This window comes from Streptomyces sp. NPDC006296 (assembly GCF_040613235.1).
Classification (GTDB): domain Bacteria; phylum Actinomycetota; class Actinomycetes; order Streptomycetales; family Streptomycetaceae; genus Streptomyces.
Map to the genome: position 1 here is coordinate 42,106 of NZ_JBEXRT010000041.1, position 15,928 is coordinate 58,033.

A 15,928-nucleotide genomic window follows, 5' to 3' on the forward strand; every position below is an offset into this window, starting at 1 on the left:
AGCAGACCCGCACGGTTGGGGCCCTCGCCGTCGGAGACGGGAACGATGTTGGGGCCCTCGCCGCCGGACAGGAACGCCACCAGGTTCGGGCCCTCACCGTCCGCGAGAGCCTTGTTCGGGCCCTCGCCGGACTTCGTCCCGGTGAGGGCGGATCCGGTGCCCGCGTTCAGGATCAGGTGCGAGGCGGCGACGGTGTCGAGGCCGGTACTGCTCACGGAGTTCGCAAGGGCTGAAGCTCCACCGCCGGCGGTGAGAACGGCCGCCGTGAGAATTCCCGCCATCGTGAGCACCGAGTTCCGCATCTGAATCCCGCCTTCTGGAAGTGTTCCTGCCTGGGCTGTCCTGCTGACAGGAATGACATTCGCGTGCCTCGCTCCCGGGCCGTTCCACATCGGCTACCCGGTGTCGTACGGCGACCGGGAACGCAGCGGGAAACCCTCGTCGTCGGATGGGAAAGTGCCTGCGTACGGGGGTACCGGGGGCACGGGAACGGGGGGAAGCGAGGGTGTCGCACCGCCCTGGCGCACGGACCGCGGCACGTTCCCGCGGGGCGTTCGGCGCCTTCCCGGTCCCGGACCGTGGGATCGTGCGGGACGCCGGGCGCGCACGCCGTTCCCTCCGGGGCGTCCCGCGGCAGGCGCGGGGTGGGAGGGGGTGAGGAGCTGGGGTGCACGCCCGGTCGACGTGTCGGCCGTGTCCGGGCGGGCGGCGCCGGGCGGTCGGCAGGACGGCTGGGTCCGGGCGGGGGAATCCACCCTGCGCGTGTACCCCGATTTGTGAGGATGACCGGGCGATGTCACGCATATTTCGCGGACGACTGACGGGAGTCGCCGGATGCCTGTGTCACCGGGTCCCACGCTCACGCTTCCGGACTGCTCGGCCGGCACACCCAGCCGAGCATCCACCGACTCCTCACGTCTCGATCGGCACCCTCACCCAGGGCGACGCTCTCAGAGAACGCCCCGCTCGACGGGCCGTTCGCCCGCCGGCAGCAGCCCCGTCGCGGCGGGGCCGCCGAGGACCGCCGCCGTGCGGACGGCCAGCTCGGCCGGGGTGAGGGCGGTGAGCAGGGCGTGCCCGTCCCGTACCTCCCGCACGTCCGCGAGAGCCGGGAGGCGGTCCGGCCCGTCGGAGGGGTCGGGCAACGGGACGGCTGCGGCGCAGCCGACCATCACCGGTGCCTCCAGGGGACTTCCCGACAGGGCGCGCACGAGTTCCCGTTCCGACTGCAGTCCCGTGGTCAGTTCGATCAACCGCGAGGTGGGCCAGTTCGCCTGCCGCGGGAGTGATTCGATGACGCGGGGTCCCTGTGCGGTGCGGGCGATGCGGGTGAAGGCGTACCCGAACTCGTATCCGGCCAGGTCCAGCAGACCGGTGGCGAGGGCGCGGATCTCCGCTTCCTCCTGCCGGGTGAGGGGTGCGGGGAAGGTGTGCAGGGGTGTGCCCCGGCACATCGTGCCGACGGGACCGTCCCCCCGCCCGGCGGCGTTCCCGCCGACGGGCGGGGCGGCGGGAACGCTGTCCGGCACGGCGTATTCCCCGGTAACGTCCACGGCGCCGCCTTCCACGGCGCGTTCGACGGCGGATTCGATGGCCGGTTCGATGCCATGTGCGATGCCCGGATCACTGCCGCGCCCGGTGCCCGGTTCGGAACCGGAAGCGTCACGAGGCCCTCCCCTCCCCGTGAACCGCAGCTCGACGATGCCGGTGACCCGGTGCATCCCCTCCGCCGTCAGGGTCTCCACGCCGTACTCGACGTCGTACGGCGGTGGCCGGTTCGCCGGCCCGGCGGGCAGCATCAGTGCTTCCCACTGCGGACCGCTGCGGGCCAGCAGTCCCCTGATCTGTGACGCGTCGGCGAGCGACCGTGCCGCGGCGGCCGGGTTCGGGGAGACGCCGAGACGTTCGGCGGTCTCCAGTACGGCGGGCAGGACGCTCGCGTCTCCGCAGGCGATCAGCTTGCCCACCCGGTGGATGCGGACGGTGTCCACCAGGTGGTCGCGCAGTTGGTCATCCGTGAAACCGGCCGTGTCGGCGATCGTGACGACATGGAATCCGGCCTCCGTCGCGGCGGCCACCAGGCGGGCCGTCGGACAGACGAGGAGCAGATTCCGCGCATCGCTGGACCCGGGTCCGGCAGGGGCCGTCATGGCTGCTGTCCCCCGGTGTCCTGCACGAGGGGCGGGACGGTCTCGTCGGTGGTGAGGGGTTCGTCGGCGAGCAGACCGCCCTTGCCCCAGTAGCCGGGGTCCACGTCCCGGACGATGACGGTGACGGCCGCCTCCGGGCATCCCGCTATGCGGGCGACGCAGGCGGTCAGTTCACCGACCAGTTCCTGTCGTTGGGCGCGGTCGTTGCCTTTCCACCAGTCAACGGAAATCACAGGCACGGGGAGCTCCTCTGTTCGCAGTGGGTCGACCCGACGGGACGCGTCCGGCGCTCCGGCCGGCGTGCGGCCGAAGAACCGACACGCAATCGGGTGGTGTACGGCCGAGTGTGGGAGTGCCCGTTCCCGTATGTTTCCCGCCACGTTCCTACTTGGTTCCATCAGGGGGTTCCGGCGGTCCCGGCGGGCGGGAACGGGCCGGGACTCCGGCGGGAAGGCCGCCCGGCAAGCTCTGTTCCTGTCAAGAGGCCCGCCCCGCCACTGGAGCCACGATGAGCCTGCTCAGTCCGACGAAACCGGAGTTCGTCCCTTCCTCCGGACCCGTGTCCGGCCCCGCGTCCGGCCCCGCCCGTACGGGCGGCTCCGTGACCCCGGCTGCCACTCCCGCCTCCGCCACCCCGCGTCTCCTCTCCGCTCTGCGCGAGGACCTGGACGTCGTCGTGGACCGCGACCCGTCCGTACGCGGCAGGAAGGAGGCCATCCTCCACCCGGCGCTGACCGCGCTGTGGTCGCACCGGATCGCCCACCGCCTGCACCGCCGCGGACTGCGGATCCCGGCCCGGCTGCTGGCCCGCTGGGCCCGGCGGGTGACGGCCGTGGAGATCCACCCGGGCGCGGTCCTGGGGCGCCGGGTCTTCATCGACCACGGCGCCGGGGTGGTGGTCGGTGAGACCGCCGTCGTCGGCGACGACGTGACCATGTACCACCAGGTCACCCTCGGTGCGGTCGGCTGGTGGAGCGACAACAAGCGGCCCGAGGGCGACCGCCGCCACCCGGTCGTCGGCAGCGGCGTCATCCTCGGCGCGAACGCCACCGTCCTCGGTCCGGTGACCGTCGGCGACCGCGCGGTCATCGGCGCGCAGGCCCTCGTCAACAAGGACGTCCCGCCGGGTGCCCGGGTGCTGGCTCCCACCGCCGTGATCAAGGAACCGGGTCGCCGGCCGGCGCTGATGGAGGACGTCTTCACCGTCATCGCCTCCGCCGGTTCCTGGTGACCCGACCGAACGCCGTGAAGACCGACTCCCCCGATTGCGAGAGATGAGAATCGTGCCGACCACCGCACAGGCCCCCTCGGCCCACATCGCCCCCGTCCGTCCGGCCGTCGCCTCGCGCATCGAGGACCTCGTCGGCTCGACCCCGCTGCTGGAACTGCGTCTGCGCGACCTGGCGCCCGGTGCCCGTGTCCTGGCGAAGCTGGAGTCCGCCAACCCGATGTCGTCCAGCAAGGACCGCGCCGCCCTCTACATGCTGCGCGCCGCGGAGCAGCGCGGCGATCTGCGGCCCGGCGGGACCGTCATCGAGGCCACCTCCGGGAACACCGGGATCTCGCTGGCCGCGTTCGCCGCCTCCCGCGGCTACCGCTGTGTCATCGTACTCCCGGACAACGCCACGTCCGAGCGGGTCAAGCTGCTGCGCGCCTTCGGTGCGGAGATCGTGCAGACGCCGAGCTCGCTGGGCTACCCGGGGGCGATCGCCGAGGCGGAGCGGCTCCACGCGGCCACCGCAGGCTCCTGGTTCCCGTGCCAGCACGAGAACCAGGACAACGTCCGGGCGCACTACGAGACCACGGGTCCCGAGATCCACTCGGCCGTGGCGGACACCGGCCGCCGCATCGCGGCCTTCGTCTGCGGCGTGGGGACCGGCGGCACCCTCACCGGGGTCGCCCGCCACCTCAAGGAGCAGGACCCGGACGTGCGGGTGATAGCCGTCGAGCCGGAGAAGTCGCCGATCCTGTCGCAGGGTTACGCGGGCCAGCACCGCATCCCGGGGCTCAACGGAGGTTTCGTCGCGGACACCACAGACGTCTCGCTCATCGACGAGGTGCTGACGGTCTCCGACGAGGACGCCCTGCTGACCGCCCGCCGGCTCGCCATCACCCAGGGCCTCTTCGCCGGCGTCTCCTCCGGTGCGGCCGCGCACGCCAGCGAGCTCGTCGCCCGCAGGGCGGAGTTCACCGGCGGACTCGTGGTGACGCTGCTGCCCGACACGGGCGAGCGCTACCTGAGCATGTGGGAGTCCTGAGCATGAGCCACGCGATGTTCCGGGCGTACGCGGACGCGGTGAAGGCGGAGATCGGAACCGCCACGACCACGCGTTTCATCGCCCTCGCCGAGACCACCGACGGACGGTTCGGACTCTTCCACCACTCCATGCTGCCGGGTGCCGGCGGCGCCGACCCGCACTACCACTCGAGGATCTCCGAGTCGTTCTACGTGCTGACGGGCGAGGTGCGCCTGCACGACGGCGCGGGCTGGCGCACCGCCAGGGCAGGCGACTTCCTGCACGTGCCGGAGAACGCCGTGCACGGCTTCCGCAACGAGAGCGACTCGCTCGTCGAGATGCTGATCATCTTCACTCCGGCCGAACACCGCGAGGGGTACTTCGAGGGCCTGGCCGAGCTCCTCGCCGACGGCAACCGCCCGTCCCGCGAGGAGATGGTGGCCCTGATGGAGAAGTACGACCAGTTCGAGGTCGACGCCCCCGACACGGACCACGACCACCCGCACACGCACGGAAGCGGACCCGAGGACCACCACCACGGACCGTCCGGTCCGGCCCCGCACCACCACCACTGACCGGCAGGGCGCCGGTCGCCCCGCCCCGTCCCGTCTCTTCGAGGAGAAAACAGCATGAGTCTCGCCAACTGGGGCCGCTTCGGCCTGCTGGCCGCCCTGTGGGGCTGCAGCTTCGCCTTCATCAAGATGTCCCTGGAAGCCTTCGCGCCCCTCCAGCTCGCCTCGGGCCGGCTGATCGTCGGCGCCCTGGTCGTCGTCGGCATCCTCGCGCTGAAGCGCCTGTCCATGCCCTCCCGCTCCCTCTGGGGGCACATCGCCGTCGCCTCCGTCTTCGGCAACGTGATCCCCTTCACCCTCTTCGCCATCGGTGAGCAGCACACCACCGCGACCACCGCCGGTGTGATCCAGGGGGCGACCCCCCTCATCACCATGGGTGTCGCCGCTCTCGCGCTCTCCGAGGAGAAGCCGACGTCCCGCAAGGTGGCCGGCCTGGTCGGTGGATTCATCGGGCTGATCGTGGTCGTCGGTCCGTGGAACAGCGACGGGTTCGGCACGATCGGCGGGCAGCTCGCCTGTGTCGGCGCCGCGGCCAGCTATGCGGTCAGCTTCGTCTACATCCGCCGCTTCATCGGGCCCCACAAGCTTCCGGCGCTCTCCGTCACCGCCGCCCAGCTGAGCGCGGCGGCCGTCATCACCGTGGTGGTCACGACCTTCATGACCGGCTGGACGCTGACCGGCGACCTCACGGTCAAGCCGCTGCTGGCCCTGGTGGTCCTCGGTGCAGCCTCGACCGGGATCGCGTTCGCCCTGCTCAACCGGCTGATCGCGGACGCGGGTCCGACCACGGCCTCCGGGGTGAACTATCTGGTGCCGGTGTTCTCCGTCGCCGTCGGGGTGCTGGCCCTGGGCGAGCCGCTGACGTGGAACGTGCCGGTGGGCGGCGTGATCGTCATCGCCGCGCTCGCCGTCGCCGAGGGGCGGATCTCCGCCCTGTCCCAGCGGGCGAAGCCGGCCGCACCGGTGGCACCCGCCCACGTGCCCGAGAAGGCCGGCCAGTAGCCGCGGAGCAGCGCACCACACCGAGCCGGGGCCGGCGCGGACACCCTTTCCGGGGTGCCTGCGCCGGCCCCGCTCCGTTGTGCCGCATTCTCAACTCACGTTACAAACAAGGGAGTTGACGTTCCCGTGAGCTGCCGTCCGGTACGCGACCGTTCCCGGTCACCTCCTCGGGCGCGGTAGCGAAGCGGGAGTACGGCGGGACCGCCGGGGGCGAGTCTTAAGACACAGGACGAGGACGGGGCAGCCCCTCCCGCTCCTGCCCCGCTCTCCCTCCTCGCCTCCTCCCCACCTCCAAGGAGCTCCTCGCATGACGCGCACATCCACCTCGGGAACCCTCGACGCCTCCCCCCTCGGGGACGCCCGGATCGTCTCGGCCGCCGAGTTCGTCTTCACCCAGCTGCCGGGCGGACACACCTCACTCGCCACCCCGGTGAGCCCCGCCGCGGGCGCCACGCACGTCACCCTGCACATCGTGCGTATCGCGGCCGGCGAGTCCTTCAGCCCGGACGACAGCATCGGGGAGGAGAACACCGCGGTCGTCTTCGACGGCAGCGGCACCGCGACGGTCGGCTCCCGCAGCCGACGGGTCGAACGGGCCCACGCCGCCTACGCGCCCACCGGGCAGGCCCTGAGCCTCACCGCCGACGCGGAGGGGCTGACCGTCTACATCTGGCGCACGCCGCTCACCGCGGACCGCCGGCCCGGCACGGACCCCGAGCCCTTCTCCACCCTCTGGGACGAGACCACCCAGCTGCGCGGCTTCGGCGGCACGGGCCAGGTCGCCCCCGACGGGGACCGCGCCACCATGAACTTCGTCTTCTGGCCCGGCAACGGCAGCAGCCAGCTGTGTCTGCACTGCGGCATCCAGCAGCCGGGCCAGACCTTCAACGTGCATCTGCACCCCGACAGCGACGAGGCCTTCATCGCCTTCGAGGGCATCGGCCAGATGTATCTGCGTGACCGCTGGATCGACGTCGCCGCCGGGGACGTCCTGTACGCGGCGCCCGGCGTCCTGCACGGCGCGCGCAACCCGCACACCGGTCCCGACGCCAGTCGCTTCGTGACCTGCGGCGGTCCCAGCCCGTACGACCCGGCGCTCTATTCCGCCGCCGGTCTCTCCTCCGACGTCAGGTGATCTGAACCATGTGCCGTATCCACGGATCCTTCCACGCCCGTACCACCGCCCAGGAGATGCGCGACGTCGCCGCCCTCCAGCACCACGGCGGGCCCGACGCACAGTCCTTCGCCCAGCAGTCCGGCTGGGCCCTCGGCAACAACCGGCTGTCGATCATGGACCCCGAGGGCGGTGCCCAGCCGTACCGCCTCGGTGACATCACCGTCGTCTTCAACGGCGAGCTCTACAACCACGACCGTCTGCGCACCGAGCTCATGCGGCAGGGCTTCCACTTCGAGGACCGGTGCGACGGGTCGATCCTGCCCGCGCTGTACCTCACCTACGGCGAGCGGTTCGCCGAGCACCTGGACGGCATGTTCTCCGTCGCCGTCATGGACATGCGGCGCGCCCCGCGCCTCGTGATCGCCACCGACGCCTCGGGGATGAAGCCGCTCTACTTCCACTGGGAGGAGCGCAGCGGCCGCTTCCACTTCGCCTCGGAGCTCCCCGCCCTCCTCGGCTTCACCGACGTACGCCCCTACGAGGACGAACTGGGCCTGCACACCTACCTGTCGGCGAAGACGCCCTTCGGCCAGCGGACCATGTTCCAGGGCATCGACGTCCTGCCGCCGGCCGCCACCGCGGTCGTGACCCGGGAGGAGGGCCTGCGCCTCACCACCCGGCGGATGGGCTACGAGTCCGCTCCGCCGGTCGCCGAGGACCGCAGCCTGGACCAGGCGGGCGGGGAGCTGCGCGAGCTGCTGGCCCGCGAGGTCTCCCGGCTGCTCATCGCCGACGCGCCGGTCGCCGCCATCACCTCCGGCGGCCTCGACTCCAGCCTGGTCACGGCACTCGCCGCCCGGGCCCTGCACGACCGCGGTGCCTCCGGCGCCCTGCACACCTTCAACATCGCCTACACGGGCAACTGGCCCGGGGACGAGCGCGCCTTCGCCGCGGAGGTCTCACGGCACACCGGCACGGTCCACCACCAGGTGGAGATCGACCCGGCCACCTTCCCCGACCTGATGGGCGACGTCGTACGGCACCTCGGCCAGCCCAACGCGGACCCGATCACCCTCAGCACCTTCTCCCTCTTCCGGGCGGTCCGCGACGCGGGCTTCAAGGTGGCTCTGACCGGCGACGCCGCCGACGAACTCTTCGGCGGATACGCCCGTATGACGCAGGCGCTCGCCGCACCGGAGGGGGCCGACTGGGCCGGCGACTACATGGACCACCTGGCCGCCGTGCCCCGGTCCCTGCGCGAGCAGCTGTACACCTCGGACTACGCCGACCGCGTCCTGGCGCCCGGCATGTCGGCGATGCCGCCGGGCCTCTCCGACATCCTCGCGAACGGTGCGGGGACCCGGCTCCAGCGCATCTCCCGCATCGAGCAGCGCTACCGGCTCCCGGCCTACCACCTGCGCCGGGTCGACCACCTGTCGATGGCGAGCTCGGTGGAGGCACGGCTCCCGTTCTGCCAGCCGAGTGTCGTGCGCTACGCGGCGACGCTGCCGGACCGGCACCGCACCGTCCCCGGGGTCGGCGTCAAGCGCGCGCTGTACCGCGCCGCGGACGGGCTGCTGCCCGACAGCGTGCTGAACCGCCCCAAGCAGCCGTTCACCCTGCCGATCACGGCGATGCTGGCCCCGGGTCAGCGACTGTGGGCGATGGCCCGCGACGTCCTGTCCCCGCAGGCGCTGCGCGCCGACGGGCGGCTGCGGTACGAGGCCGTGGACGCGCTCTTCGCGGAGCAGGCCGCCCGTCCCTCCGACAACGCGTCCCTGGCCCTCTGGGCCCTGATGTCGCACCAGATGTGGCGGAGCGAGTTCTTCGGCGGCTCCGCCGCGACGACCGCCCCCGCGCGCGAACTGGCGGTGGCTGCCGGATGAACGTCTCCCTCGCCCGAGCGCACGGCGCCCCCTGCCCGACCGCCGTCCTGGACGGCCGCGACTTCCCCGAATCCGAACCCCAGCTGCTGGGCGCCCTGGCCGATCTGCGGGCCGAGATGTCGGGGCAGGGCGCCGGCGACGTGCTGAAGAACGCCATCGTGCGCCCTTCGCGCCACCCGCTGTTCGATCTCGACTACCGGTTCGTGCAGTCCCTCCCGCAGAGCCACGACAGCTTCGACGTGCGCGGTTCCTGTGGTCACTCGATCCTGGCCGCCGTCGAGGCGGCCGCCCGCACCGGCATGATCCAGCCGCTGGTCCCGGGCTGCCGTGTCCGGGTCAACGTGCTCAACAACGGCGACAACGTGGTCTGCGAGACCGAGGAGACCTCCGACGGGGGCACCCGGTTCACCGCGCACTTCCTCTGCTCGCCGCCGCTGAAGCTGCCGGAGCTCCTCATGACGGGCGACCCGGTGACCCAGGTCCCCTTCGAGGGCGGGCTGGTCCCCGTGTCACTGGTGTCGATGGGCAATCCGTACGCCTTCGTCGACGCCTCGCGCCTCGGGGTGAGCGGCCCGGGTCAGCTCTTCGCGGACGATCCCCGGCTGTTCGACACCATGACCCGGTTGCGGGTCGCGGTCTGCGAGTCGCTGGGCTGGGACACCTTCGGGGCCTTCCCGAAGATCGCGGCCCTGCTGCCGCAGGAGGGCGGAGGGCTGTTCGTCCGGGCCGTGTCCGTGCCGTCCTGGCACCCCACGGTCGCGCTCACCGGCGCGATCTGCCTGGGCGCCGCCGCCGGCATCGCGGGCACCGTCCCCTGGTCCCTGTCGGGACGGGAGACGCAGGACCCCGACGCGCTCCTCCCGGTGCGCACCCCCGGCGGCTCCGTCCGGGTGGCCGCCCACTCGACGCTCGGCGCCGACGGGGAGCGCAAGCTCGCCTGGGTGTCGGTCGCCGAGAAGCAGGTCGAGTACCGCGGGCTGCTGCGGCGCCCCCTGGTCGCGGCCCGGCGGAGCAGCCTCGCCTCGCCCCTCACCTCCGTCATCCCCCCGTCCGACCACGTATCCGAGGAGACGTCGTGGGTTCCGTTGACAGCCTGACCACCGTGCGCGGGAGCTCCTCCGCGCGGACGCTGACCGATCCGTACGCCGTGAATCCGTTCGGGGCGACCGGTGCCCGCCGGGCATCGCGGACCCCGCGCACCCGGACCGCCCCCCTGGTCCCCTCGCCCGAGGTGCTGGAGCGCCTCGCGGCCTGCGCCGAGGCGGCCGACCGGAGCGGGGAGCCGGACCGCGACGCGGTGGCCGTGCTCCGCGACAGCGGACTGCTCGCGCTCGTCGTCCCCAAGTCCCACGGCGGGGCCGGAGCCGACTCGGTGGCACTCAACATCTGTGTCGAGAAGGTCGCTTCGGCGAACGCCTCCGCCGCGATCATGCTCTTCCAGCACTGCGCCGTGACGAGCCGGATCGTCGAGAACGGCACCACCGCACAGCACCGCGAACTGCTGCCCAAGCTGGCCGGCGGCCAGTGGCTGGCCGCCTCCGCCTGGTCGGAGAGCGGAGCGGGTGCGGACAAGAAGAAGCTCGCGACCCAGGCCCGCCGCACTGCGGACGGGGACTGGATCCTGGACGGGGCGAAGTCCTTCACCACCAGTGCGGGTCTGGCCGATGTGTACCTGGTCCTGGCCCAGTCGCAGGAGGACGTGCCCGGACCGGACTCCGGCTCGCAGGACACCGGGTACGGCGCCGCCGGGCAGACCTTCTTCCTGGTGTCCGGCAGCCAGCCCGGGCTGCTGCCCGACACCTCGATGCGGCTCTCCGGGATGCGCGGCTCCGCCACCGGCTTCGTGTCGGTGCGGGAGTGCCGCGTCCCGGACTCCGCACGGCTCGGCGCACCGGGTGTCGCCGCGTCGATCATCGCCCGGGTCCGCAACAGCGGCGCCTCGCTCGGCGCGGTCGGCGTGGGCATCGCCCAGGCCGCGCTGGACGCGGCACACGCACACGCCGAACGCCGTGGACTGTACGCCCACCAGGCGGTCCGTCACCGCCTGGTGGACCTGGCCACCGAGGTCGAGTCCGCCCGCGCGGTGGTGGAGCGCGCGGGCCGGCGCACCTCGGCCGATCCCGGGATGGCCACGCTCCACTCGAAGCTCGCGGCCTCCGAGGCTGCCGAGCGGGTGGTGGCCGACGTCGCCCGCTTCCTCGGCTCGGCGGGATACGTCGAGACGCACCCGATCAACCGGTTCGGGCGCGACGCCCGTGCCGTCGCCCTGATGGGACCGACCAACGACCTCTGCAAGGAATTGGTGAGTCTGCCGTGGAACCGCTGAAAACCACCCCCCTCTCCCGTATCTCCTCGTCCTCCCCGCAGCCGTCCGACACCGGTGCCGACCTGGTGGTGACAGGGGGCCGCCTCGTCACCCCCGAGGGCGTCGTCGAGGGCTCCGTGCTCGTCCGCGACGGCCGGATAGCCGGCTTCGTCGCCCCCGGCGAGCCGCTCCCCGACGCACCGCGTCTGGACGCCCGCGGCCGGTACGTCCTGCCGGGCCTCATCGACTCGCACGTGCACTTCCGCACCCCCGGTCTGGAGCACAAGGAGACCTGGGAGAACGGCAGCAGGGCGGCCCTCGCGGGCGGCGTCACCACGGTCATGGACATGCCGAACACGCGTCCGCCGTCGCTCGACACGGCCTCCCTCCGGGCGAAGGCGGCCCTGATAGCCGGCCGCTCCTTCGTGGACCACCGCTTCCACATGGGGGCGGACCCCGACCACCCCGAGGTACTCGCCGACCTGGACCCGTCCGTCGCGACCTCGGCCAAGGCCTTCATGGCCGGGCACCACACCGCACCCGTGGTCTTCCGCGAGGCGCACCAGCTGGAGGCCGCCTTCGAGGCCGCCGCGCGCGGCGGCATCCGCCTCGTGCTGCACGCCGAGGACCAGCACGTCTTCGATCTGCTCGACTCCCGCAGCGGCGACCCCGAGTCGTACAACGCCTACGAGCCCCACCGGCCCCGCTCCGGGGCGATCGTCGCCGTCGCCAAGGTGGTGCAGCTGGCCCGTACGTACGGCACCAAGGTGCACGTGCTCCACGTGTCGTCGGCCGAGGAGACCGACATGCTGGTCGCCGCGGCGGCCGAGGGACTGCAGATCAGCTTCGAGGTCACCGGGCACCACCTGTCCTTCACCGACCACGACACGGCACGGCGCGGTCCGCGCACCCGGCTCTCCCCGGCGATCCGCGCCCCGCGCGACCGCGAGCGCCTCTGGCGGGCGGTGCTGAACGGCGAGGCGTCCACCATCGGCAGCGATCACGCCCCGCACACCATCGAGGAGAAGAACCGGCCGCCGGCCGAGGCGCCCCCCGGGCTGCCGGGCGTGCAGGAGCTCGCCATCTCCGTGTGGACGGGACTGCTGTCGCGGGACATCGAGCCCGACACCGCCGCCGTGCACCTCGCCCGGCTCATGGGGTCGGGTCCCGCGGACCTCTTCGGACTGGCCGGCAAGGGCCGGCTGACGGTGGGGGCGGACGCCGACCTGGCGCTCCTCGACCCCTCCGCACGCTGGCAGATGTCCGCCGGGCACGTGCACTCGCTGTGTGGCTGGTCGGCCTACGAGGGATGGATGTTCACCGGCCGGTTCACCACGGTGGTGCGGGGCGGCCGGGTCGCCTGGGACCTGGCCCGCGGAACCGTGGGCGAGCCCCTCGGCCGGTGGCTGCCGGGACCCGGTGTCCCGGCGGCGGATCTCTCCGGGGAGCAGTCCCCGGTTGTCGTGCAGGAACGGGAACTGGAAGGGGCCGTCCGATGAGCGCCACGAGTCTGCTGACCGAGTCCGCACCGGGGCCGGCGGCGACCGCCACCCTGGAGCACCAACTGCCGGACGCGACCGACGTGCTGGATCCCGCAGCGGCACGCGCGATGCTCTCCGGCAACATACCCGCCGACGAGTTCCGTGCCGCGATGGCGTCACTCGCCGCCCCCGTCACGGTGGTGACCTGCTACGACGAGGCGGGGATCCCCCGCGGTCTGACGGCCAGCGCGGTGTCCTCGCTGTCGCTGGACCCCCCGCTGATCCTGGTCTGCCTGGACCGGGGCTCGCGGACCCACGACGTGATGACCGCGGCGGAGGCCTTCACCGTCCACCTCCTCGGCCCGGAGAACGAGGACCTGGCGAAGAAGTTCGCGGGCCCCACCGACCAGCGGTTCGCGAACGTCCCGCTGGCGTCCGGCCCGACCTCGTTCCACGCGCCCCAACTGGCCGACAGCGCGCTGCGCCTGACCTGCGCACGGTACGCCACGATCGAGGCGGGGGACCACACGATCCTGGTGGGCCGGGTGGCCGCCTCCGACTGCCTGGGCATCCCGGCCGGAGGCCTGGTCTGGCACCACCGGGGCTTCGCCCACGCGAGGCCGGTACGGGGGTTCTGACCTGACATCTCTGGTCCGAAGTCGCCGTCGGCCCGGCCGGTACCCACCGGCCGGGCCGACGGCCTCGCGCGCGTTCCGGCCCGTCACGCCGGCCGGGCGCGGAACCGTCCCGGCCCTTCCGGCCTTTCCGGTCCTGTCCTTTCCTGCCGGCCCGCGCGCCCGCGGAGCGGGATGCCCGTGCCGGGAGCGGGATCCGCACCGTCCGGCCGGAGAGCGGGCGCCGCTCAGCCGTCCTTCCGCTCCGCCGCGTCGTTCCGCCGGCGCACGGTCATCATCAGCACACCGGGCCGCACGGTCGCCTGGGCGACGGGCCGCACCTCGTGCCCCGGCGGGGTCTCGAACCGTACGCGCCGGACGATCGTGGCGATGGCGGTGACCAGTTCGGTGAGGGCGAAGCGGTCGCCGATGCACTTGTGCTTCCCGGCCCCGAAGGGGAGGAACGCCCCGGGCGTGAACGCTCCGACCTGCGCGTCGTCCAGCCAGCGGTCCGGATCGAAGGTCAGCGGATCCGGGAACAGCTCCGGGTCGCGGTGCAGCGCGTGCTGGCAGTAGGCGAGTTCGGTGCCTGCGGGTATCGACCAGTCCCCCAGCCGAGTCGGGGTGACGGTGCGCCGCGTGACGAGCCAGCCCGTGTGGTGCAGCCGCAGGGTCTCCCGGACGACACGGTCGAGACGGGGCAGCCGGGAGAGGTCCTCGACGGTGACGGGCCGGTCGCCGAGCACGGTGTCGAGTTCGTCCAGGACCGTCCGTTCGATCTCCGGGCTGCGGCTGATCTCGTAGAGCGCCCACGACAGCACCGAGGCGATGGTCTCGGTGCCCGCCACGGCCAGTGTGAGGATCTCCGAACTGATCTGGTGTCCGGTCAGCGGCCTGCCGGTCTCCTCGTCCGTGGCGTGGAGCAGCAGCGACAGCATGTCGCCGGTGTCCCGCCCCGACTCCTGGAGTTCGGCCACCGCGTGGTTGATGGTCGCCCTGACGGCGTCCCGGGCGGCGTCGAACCGGCGGTTGACGGGGAGGGGGACGCGTTCCATCCAGTCGGGCAGCATGACGCGGGCGCCGACCCCGTTCATGACCACCGACAGGTCGTCGCGCAGCCGGCGGAACGTCACATCGTCCAGGCTGCCCGCGAAGATGGTCTTGGCGAGCATGTCCAGGGACAGCTTGACCATGGCCTCGCGGACGTCGAGCCGGTGGCCCGGCTGCCAGCCGTCGACGGCGTCGTCGGTCTCGGCGCGCATGAGCTCGACGTAGCGGGCGATCTGCGGGCGGCCGAAGGCGGGCTGGAGCTGGCGTCGCTTGCGGACGTGGTCCTGGCCGGCCGCGGTGACGACGGAGTCACCCAGCAACTGGCCCATCTTCTCGAAGAAGCGGCCCTTGTCGAGGCTGGGGCCGAGGTCGGTCAGCATGGTGCGGATGAGTTCGGGGTCCTGGACGATCAGGGTGCGGGTGCCCGGCTGGAGAGTGATCTCGACCATCGGGCCGTAGTGGGTGCGCAGTGAGGCGATGAAGCCGAGGTTGTCGCGTATGAGCTGTATCGCGTGACCCAGGAACGGAACGGAACCTGCCGCTCTGGGTATGGGGGGAGGCGTTACGAGCGTCACGGGTGCATGCCACCTTTCAAGCCGATCTTGGCGCTTTATGGCTTCCCTGGTCGCTCCGGTGGGCAATCCGGCGCCGTACGTGGTCTACGCCACGTGCAGACACGTTTCACCAACGGTCATGCGGGGGAAATGCGCCGTTCACGCGCGCCGTCCGGTGGGCGCTTTTCCGTCGGTGGATGAGCCCTTCGGCGGGCGGGGACCTTCGGCGGGCGGGGACCGTCGGCGGACGGGGCCGGCGGTGAACGGGGCCCTCGGTCCGCGGGGCACGAGGCCGGAACGTGCGGGTGTGTCGCCCCCCTTCCACCGGCAGGGGCCTCCCGCACGGGGGGCCGTCCGGCCGGGCTCAGCGGGAGCGGGGCGCATGGACCCCCGGCGTCGGGCCCGCAGGGCGGGGGCGGGGACCGGAGGGGGCGGTGAGGCCACGGCCGCACCCTCGCTGACGTGCCCGTTCCGCTCGGGGGCGGATCGGGGCCGTCACCGCGACGCGCCGTCGGCGGAGGGTGTCCGGAGAAGTCGTGCACACGGCGTTTGAAAAGTGTTCGAGCGGTAAAGACGAGGCGTTGACACCCGCTGCACAGGGCGCGGTACGAGGCGGCAGGAGACGCATCATGGGCATCATCGCTTGGATCTTCATCGGACTGTTCGCGGGCCTCATCGCCAAGGCGCTGATGCCGGGCAAGGACCCCGGCGGCATCATCATCACCATCCTCATCGGTATCGTCGGCGGTCTGCTGGGCGGCTGGCTGGGGAAGGTCATCTTCGGGATCGACTCGATCGACGGCTTCTTCGACCTCTCGACGTGGATCGCCGCCATCGTCGGTTCGGTCATCCTGCTCGCGCTCTATCGCGTGATCACAGGCAATCGCCGTACGCACTGACACACCTGACGCAGGCTCGGTGCGGTCGGACGCCGGCCGGTTCCCTCTCTCCGGAGAGAGG

The 15,928-nt window shown here is 72.3% G+C and carries 14 protein-coding genes and 1 pseudogene; 11 read left to right on the forward strand and 4 right to left on the reverse strand.

The features are described from left to right. The 3 genes and pseudogenes from ABZ172_RS24640 to ABZ172_RS24650 all read right to left on the reverse strand — a co-directional run. Nucleotides 1-215, reverse strand: a pseudogene (locus tag ABZ172_RS24640) (hypothetical protein); the annotation flags it as partial. A 735-nt stretch (nt 216-950) separates the two neighbouring features. Beyond that, nucleotides 951-2,150, reverse strand: a complete 1,200-nt coding sequence (locus ABZ172_RS24645) for a hypothetical protein (protein WP_356886493.1) — start codon at nt 2,148-2,150, stop codon at nt 951-953. After that, on the reverse strand, nt 2,147-2,389 hold the full coding sequence (locus ABZ172_RS24650) for a 4-oxalocrotonate tautomerase family protein (RefSeq protein ID WP_356886495.1): 243 nt from the start codon (nt 2,387-2,389) through the stop codon (nt 2,147-2,149). Before ABZ172_RS24650 ends, ABZ172_RS24645 begins: the two co-directional genes overlap by 4 nt. A 269-nt stretch (nt 2,390-2,658) precedes the next feature. On the opposite strand from ABZ172_RS24650, the gene epsC reads away from it, so the two are divergent. The 10 genes from epsC to ABZ172_RS24700 all read left to right on the forward strand — a co-directional run bounded on the left by epsC (nt 2,659) and on the right by ABZ172_RS24700 (nt 13,388). After that, nucleotides 2,659-3,381, forward strand: coding sequence for a serine O-acetyltransferase EpsC (gene epsC, locus ABZ172_RS24655; RefSeq protein WP_356886497.1), 723 nt, complete (start codon nt 2,659-2,661; stop codon nt 3,379-3,381). 43 nt (nt 3,382-3,424) lie between these two features. Beyond that, entirely contained in the window at nt 3,425-4,408 is a 984-nt protein-coding gene (locus ABZ172_RS24660) for a cysteine synthase family protein (protein ID WP_356886499.1), read from the forward strand. Between the two features lie 2 nt (nt 4,409-4,410). Continuing rightward, the gene (locus ABZ172_RS24665; RefSeq protein WP_356886501.1) at nt 4,411-4,962 is read left to right on the forward strand and encodes a cupin domain-containing protein; all 552 of its coding nucleotides are present in this window, start codon (nt 4,411-4,413) and stop codon (nt 4,960-4,962) included. A 54-nt stretch (nt 4,963-5,016) separates the two neighbouring features. Next, nucleotides 5,017-5,961, forward strand: a complete 945-nt coding sequence (locus tag ABZ172_RS24670; protein WP_356886503.1) for a DMT family transporter — start codon at nt 5,017-5,019, stop codon at nt 5,959-5,961. A gap of 307 nt (nt 5,962-6,268) precedes the next feature. Next, complete coding sequence (locus tag ABZ172_RS24675; protein ID WP_356886505.1) at nt 6,269-7,096, forward strand: cupin domain-containing protein; 828 nt, start codon at nt 6,269-6,271, stop codon at nt 7,094-7,096. 8 nt (nt 7,097-7,104) lie between these two features. Beyond that, nucleotides 7,105-8,964: an asparagine synthase (glutamine-hydrolyzing) gene (gene asnB, locus ABZ172_RS24680; protein ID WP_356886507.1), complete on the forward strand. Its 1,860-nt coding sequence runs from the start codon at nt 7,105-7,107 to the stop codon at nt 8,962-8,964. Further along, on the forward strand, nt 8,961-10,061 hold the full coding sequence (locus tag ABZ172_RS24685; RefSeq protein ID WP_356886509.1) for a PrpF domain-containing protein: 1,101 nt from the start codon (nt 8,961-8,963) through the stop codon (nt 10,059-10,061). The genes asnB and ABZ172_RS24685 overlap by 4 nt, the downstream gene beginning before the upstream one ends. After that, a complete protein-coding gene (locus tag ABZ172_RS24690; RefSeq protein ID WP_356886511.1) occupies nt 10,040-11,290 on the forward strand; it encodes an acyl-CoA dehydrogenase family protein in 1,251 nt (416 codons plus the stop codon). The genes ABZ172_RS24685 and ABZ172_RS24690 overlap by 22 nt, the downstream gene beginning before the upstream one ends. Next, nucleotides 11,278-12,768 carry a dihydroorotase family protein gene (locus ABZ172_RS24695; protein ID WP_356886513.1) on the forward strand — a complete coding sequence of 497 codons (1,491 nt, stop codon included), beginning with the start codon at nt 11,278-11,280 and terminating at the stop codon, nt 12,766-12,768. The genes ABZ172_RS24690 and ABZ172_RS24695 overlap by 13 nt, the downstream gene beginning before the upstream one ends. Continuing rightward, a complete protein-coding gene (locus ABZ172_RS24700; RefSeq protein ID WP_356886515.1) occupies nt 12,765-13,388 on the forward strand; it encodes a flavin reductase family protein in 624 nt (207 codons plus the stop codon). Before ABZ172_RS24695 ends, ABZ172_RS24700 begins: the two co-directional genes overlap by 4 nt. Before the next feature lie 224 nt (nt 13,389-13,612). Here the strand turns inward: ABZ172_RS24700 and ABZ172_RS24705 are convergent, their stop codons facing one another. Continuing rightward, nucleotides 13,613-14,989: a cytochrome P450 gene (locus ABZ172_RS24705; protein ID WP_356886517.1), complete on the reverse strand. Its 1,377-nt coding sequence runs from the start codon at nt 14,987-14,989 to the stop codon at nt 13,613-13,615. A 608-nt stretch (nt 14,990-15,597) separates the two neighbouring features. Between ABZ172_RS24705 and ABZ172_RS24710 the strand changes: the two genes are divergently transcribed. Next, on the forward strand, nt 15,598-15,867 hold the full coding sequence (locus tag ABZ172_RS24710; RefSeq protein WP_356886519.1) for a GlsB/YeaQ/YmgE family stress response membrane protein: 270 nt from the start codon (nt 15,598-15,600) through the stop codon (nt 15,865-15,867). The last annotated feature ends 61 nt before the right edge of the window (nt 15,868-15,928 follow it).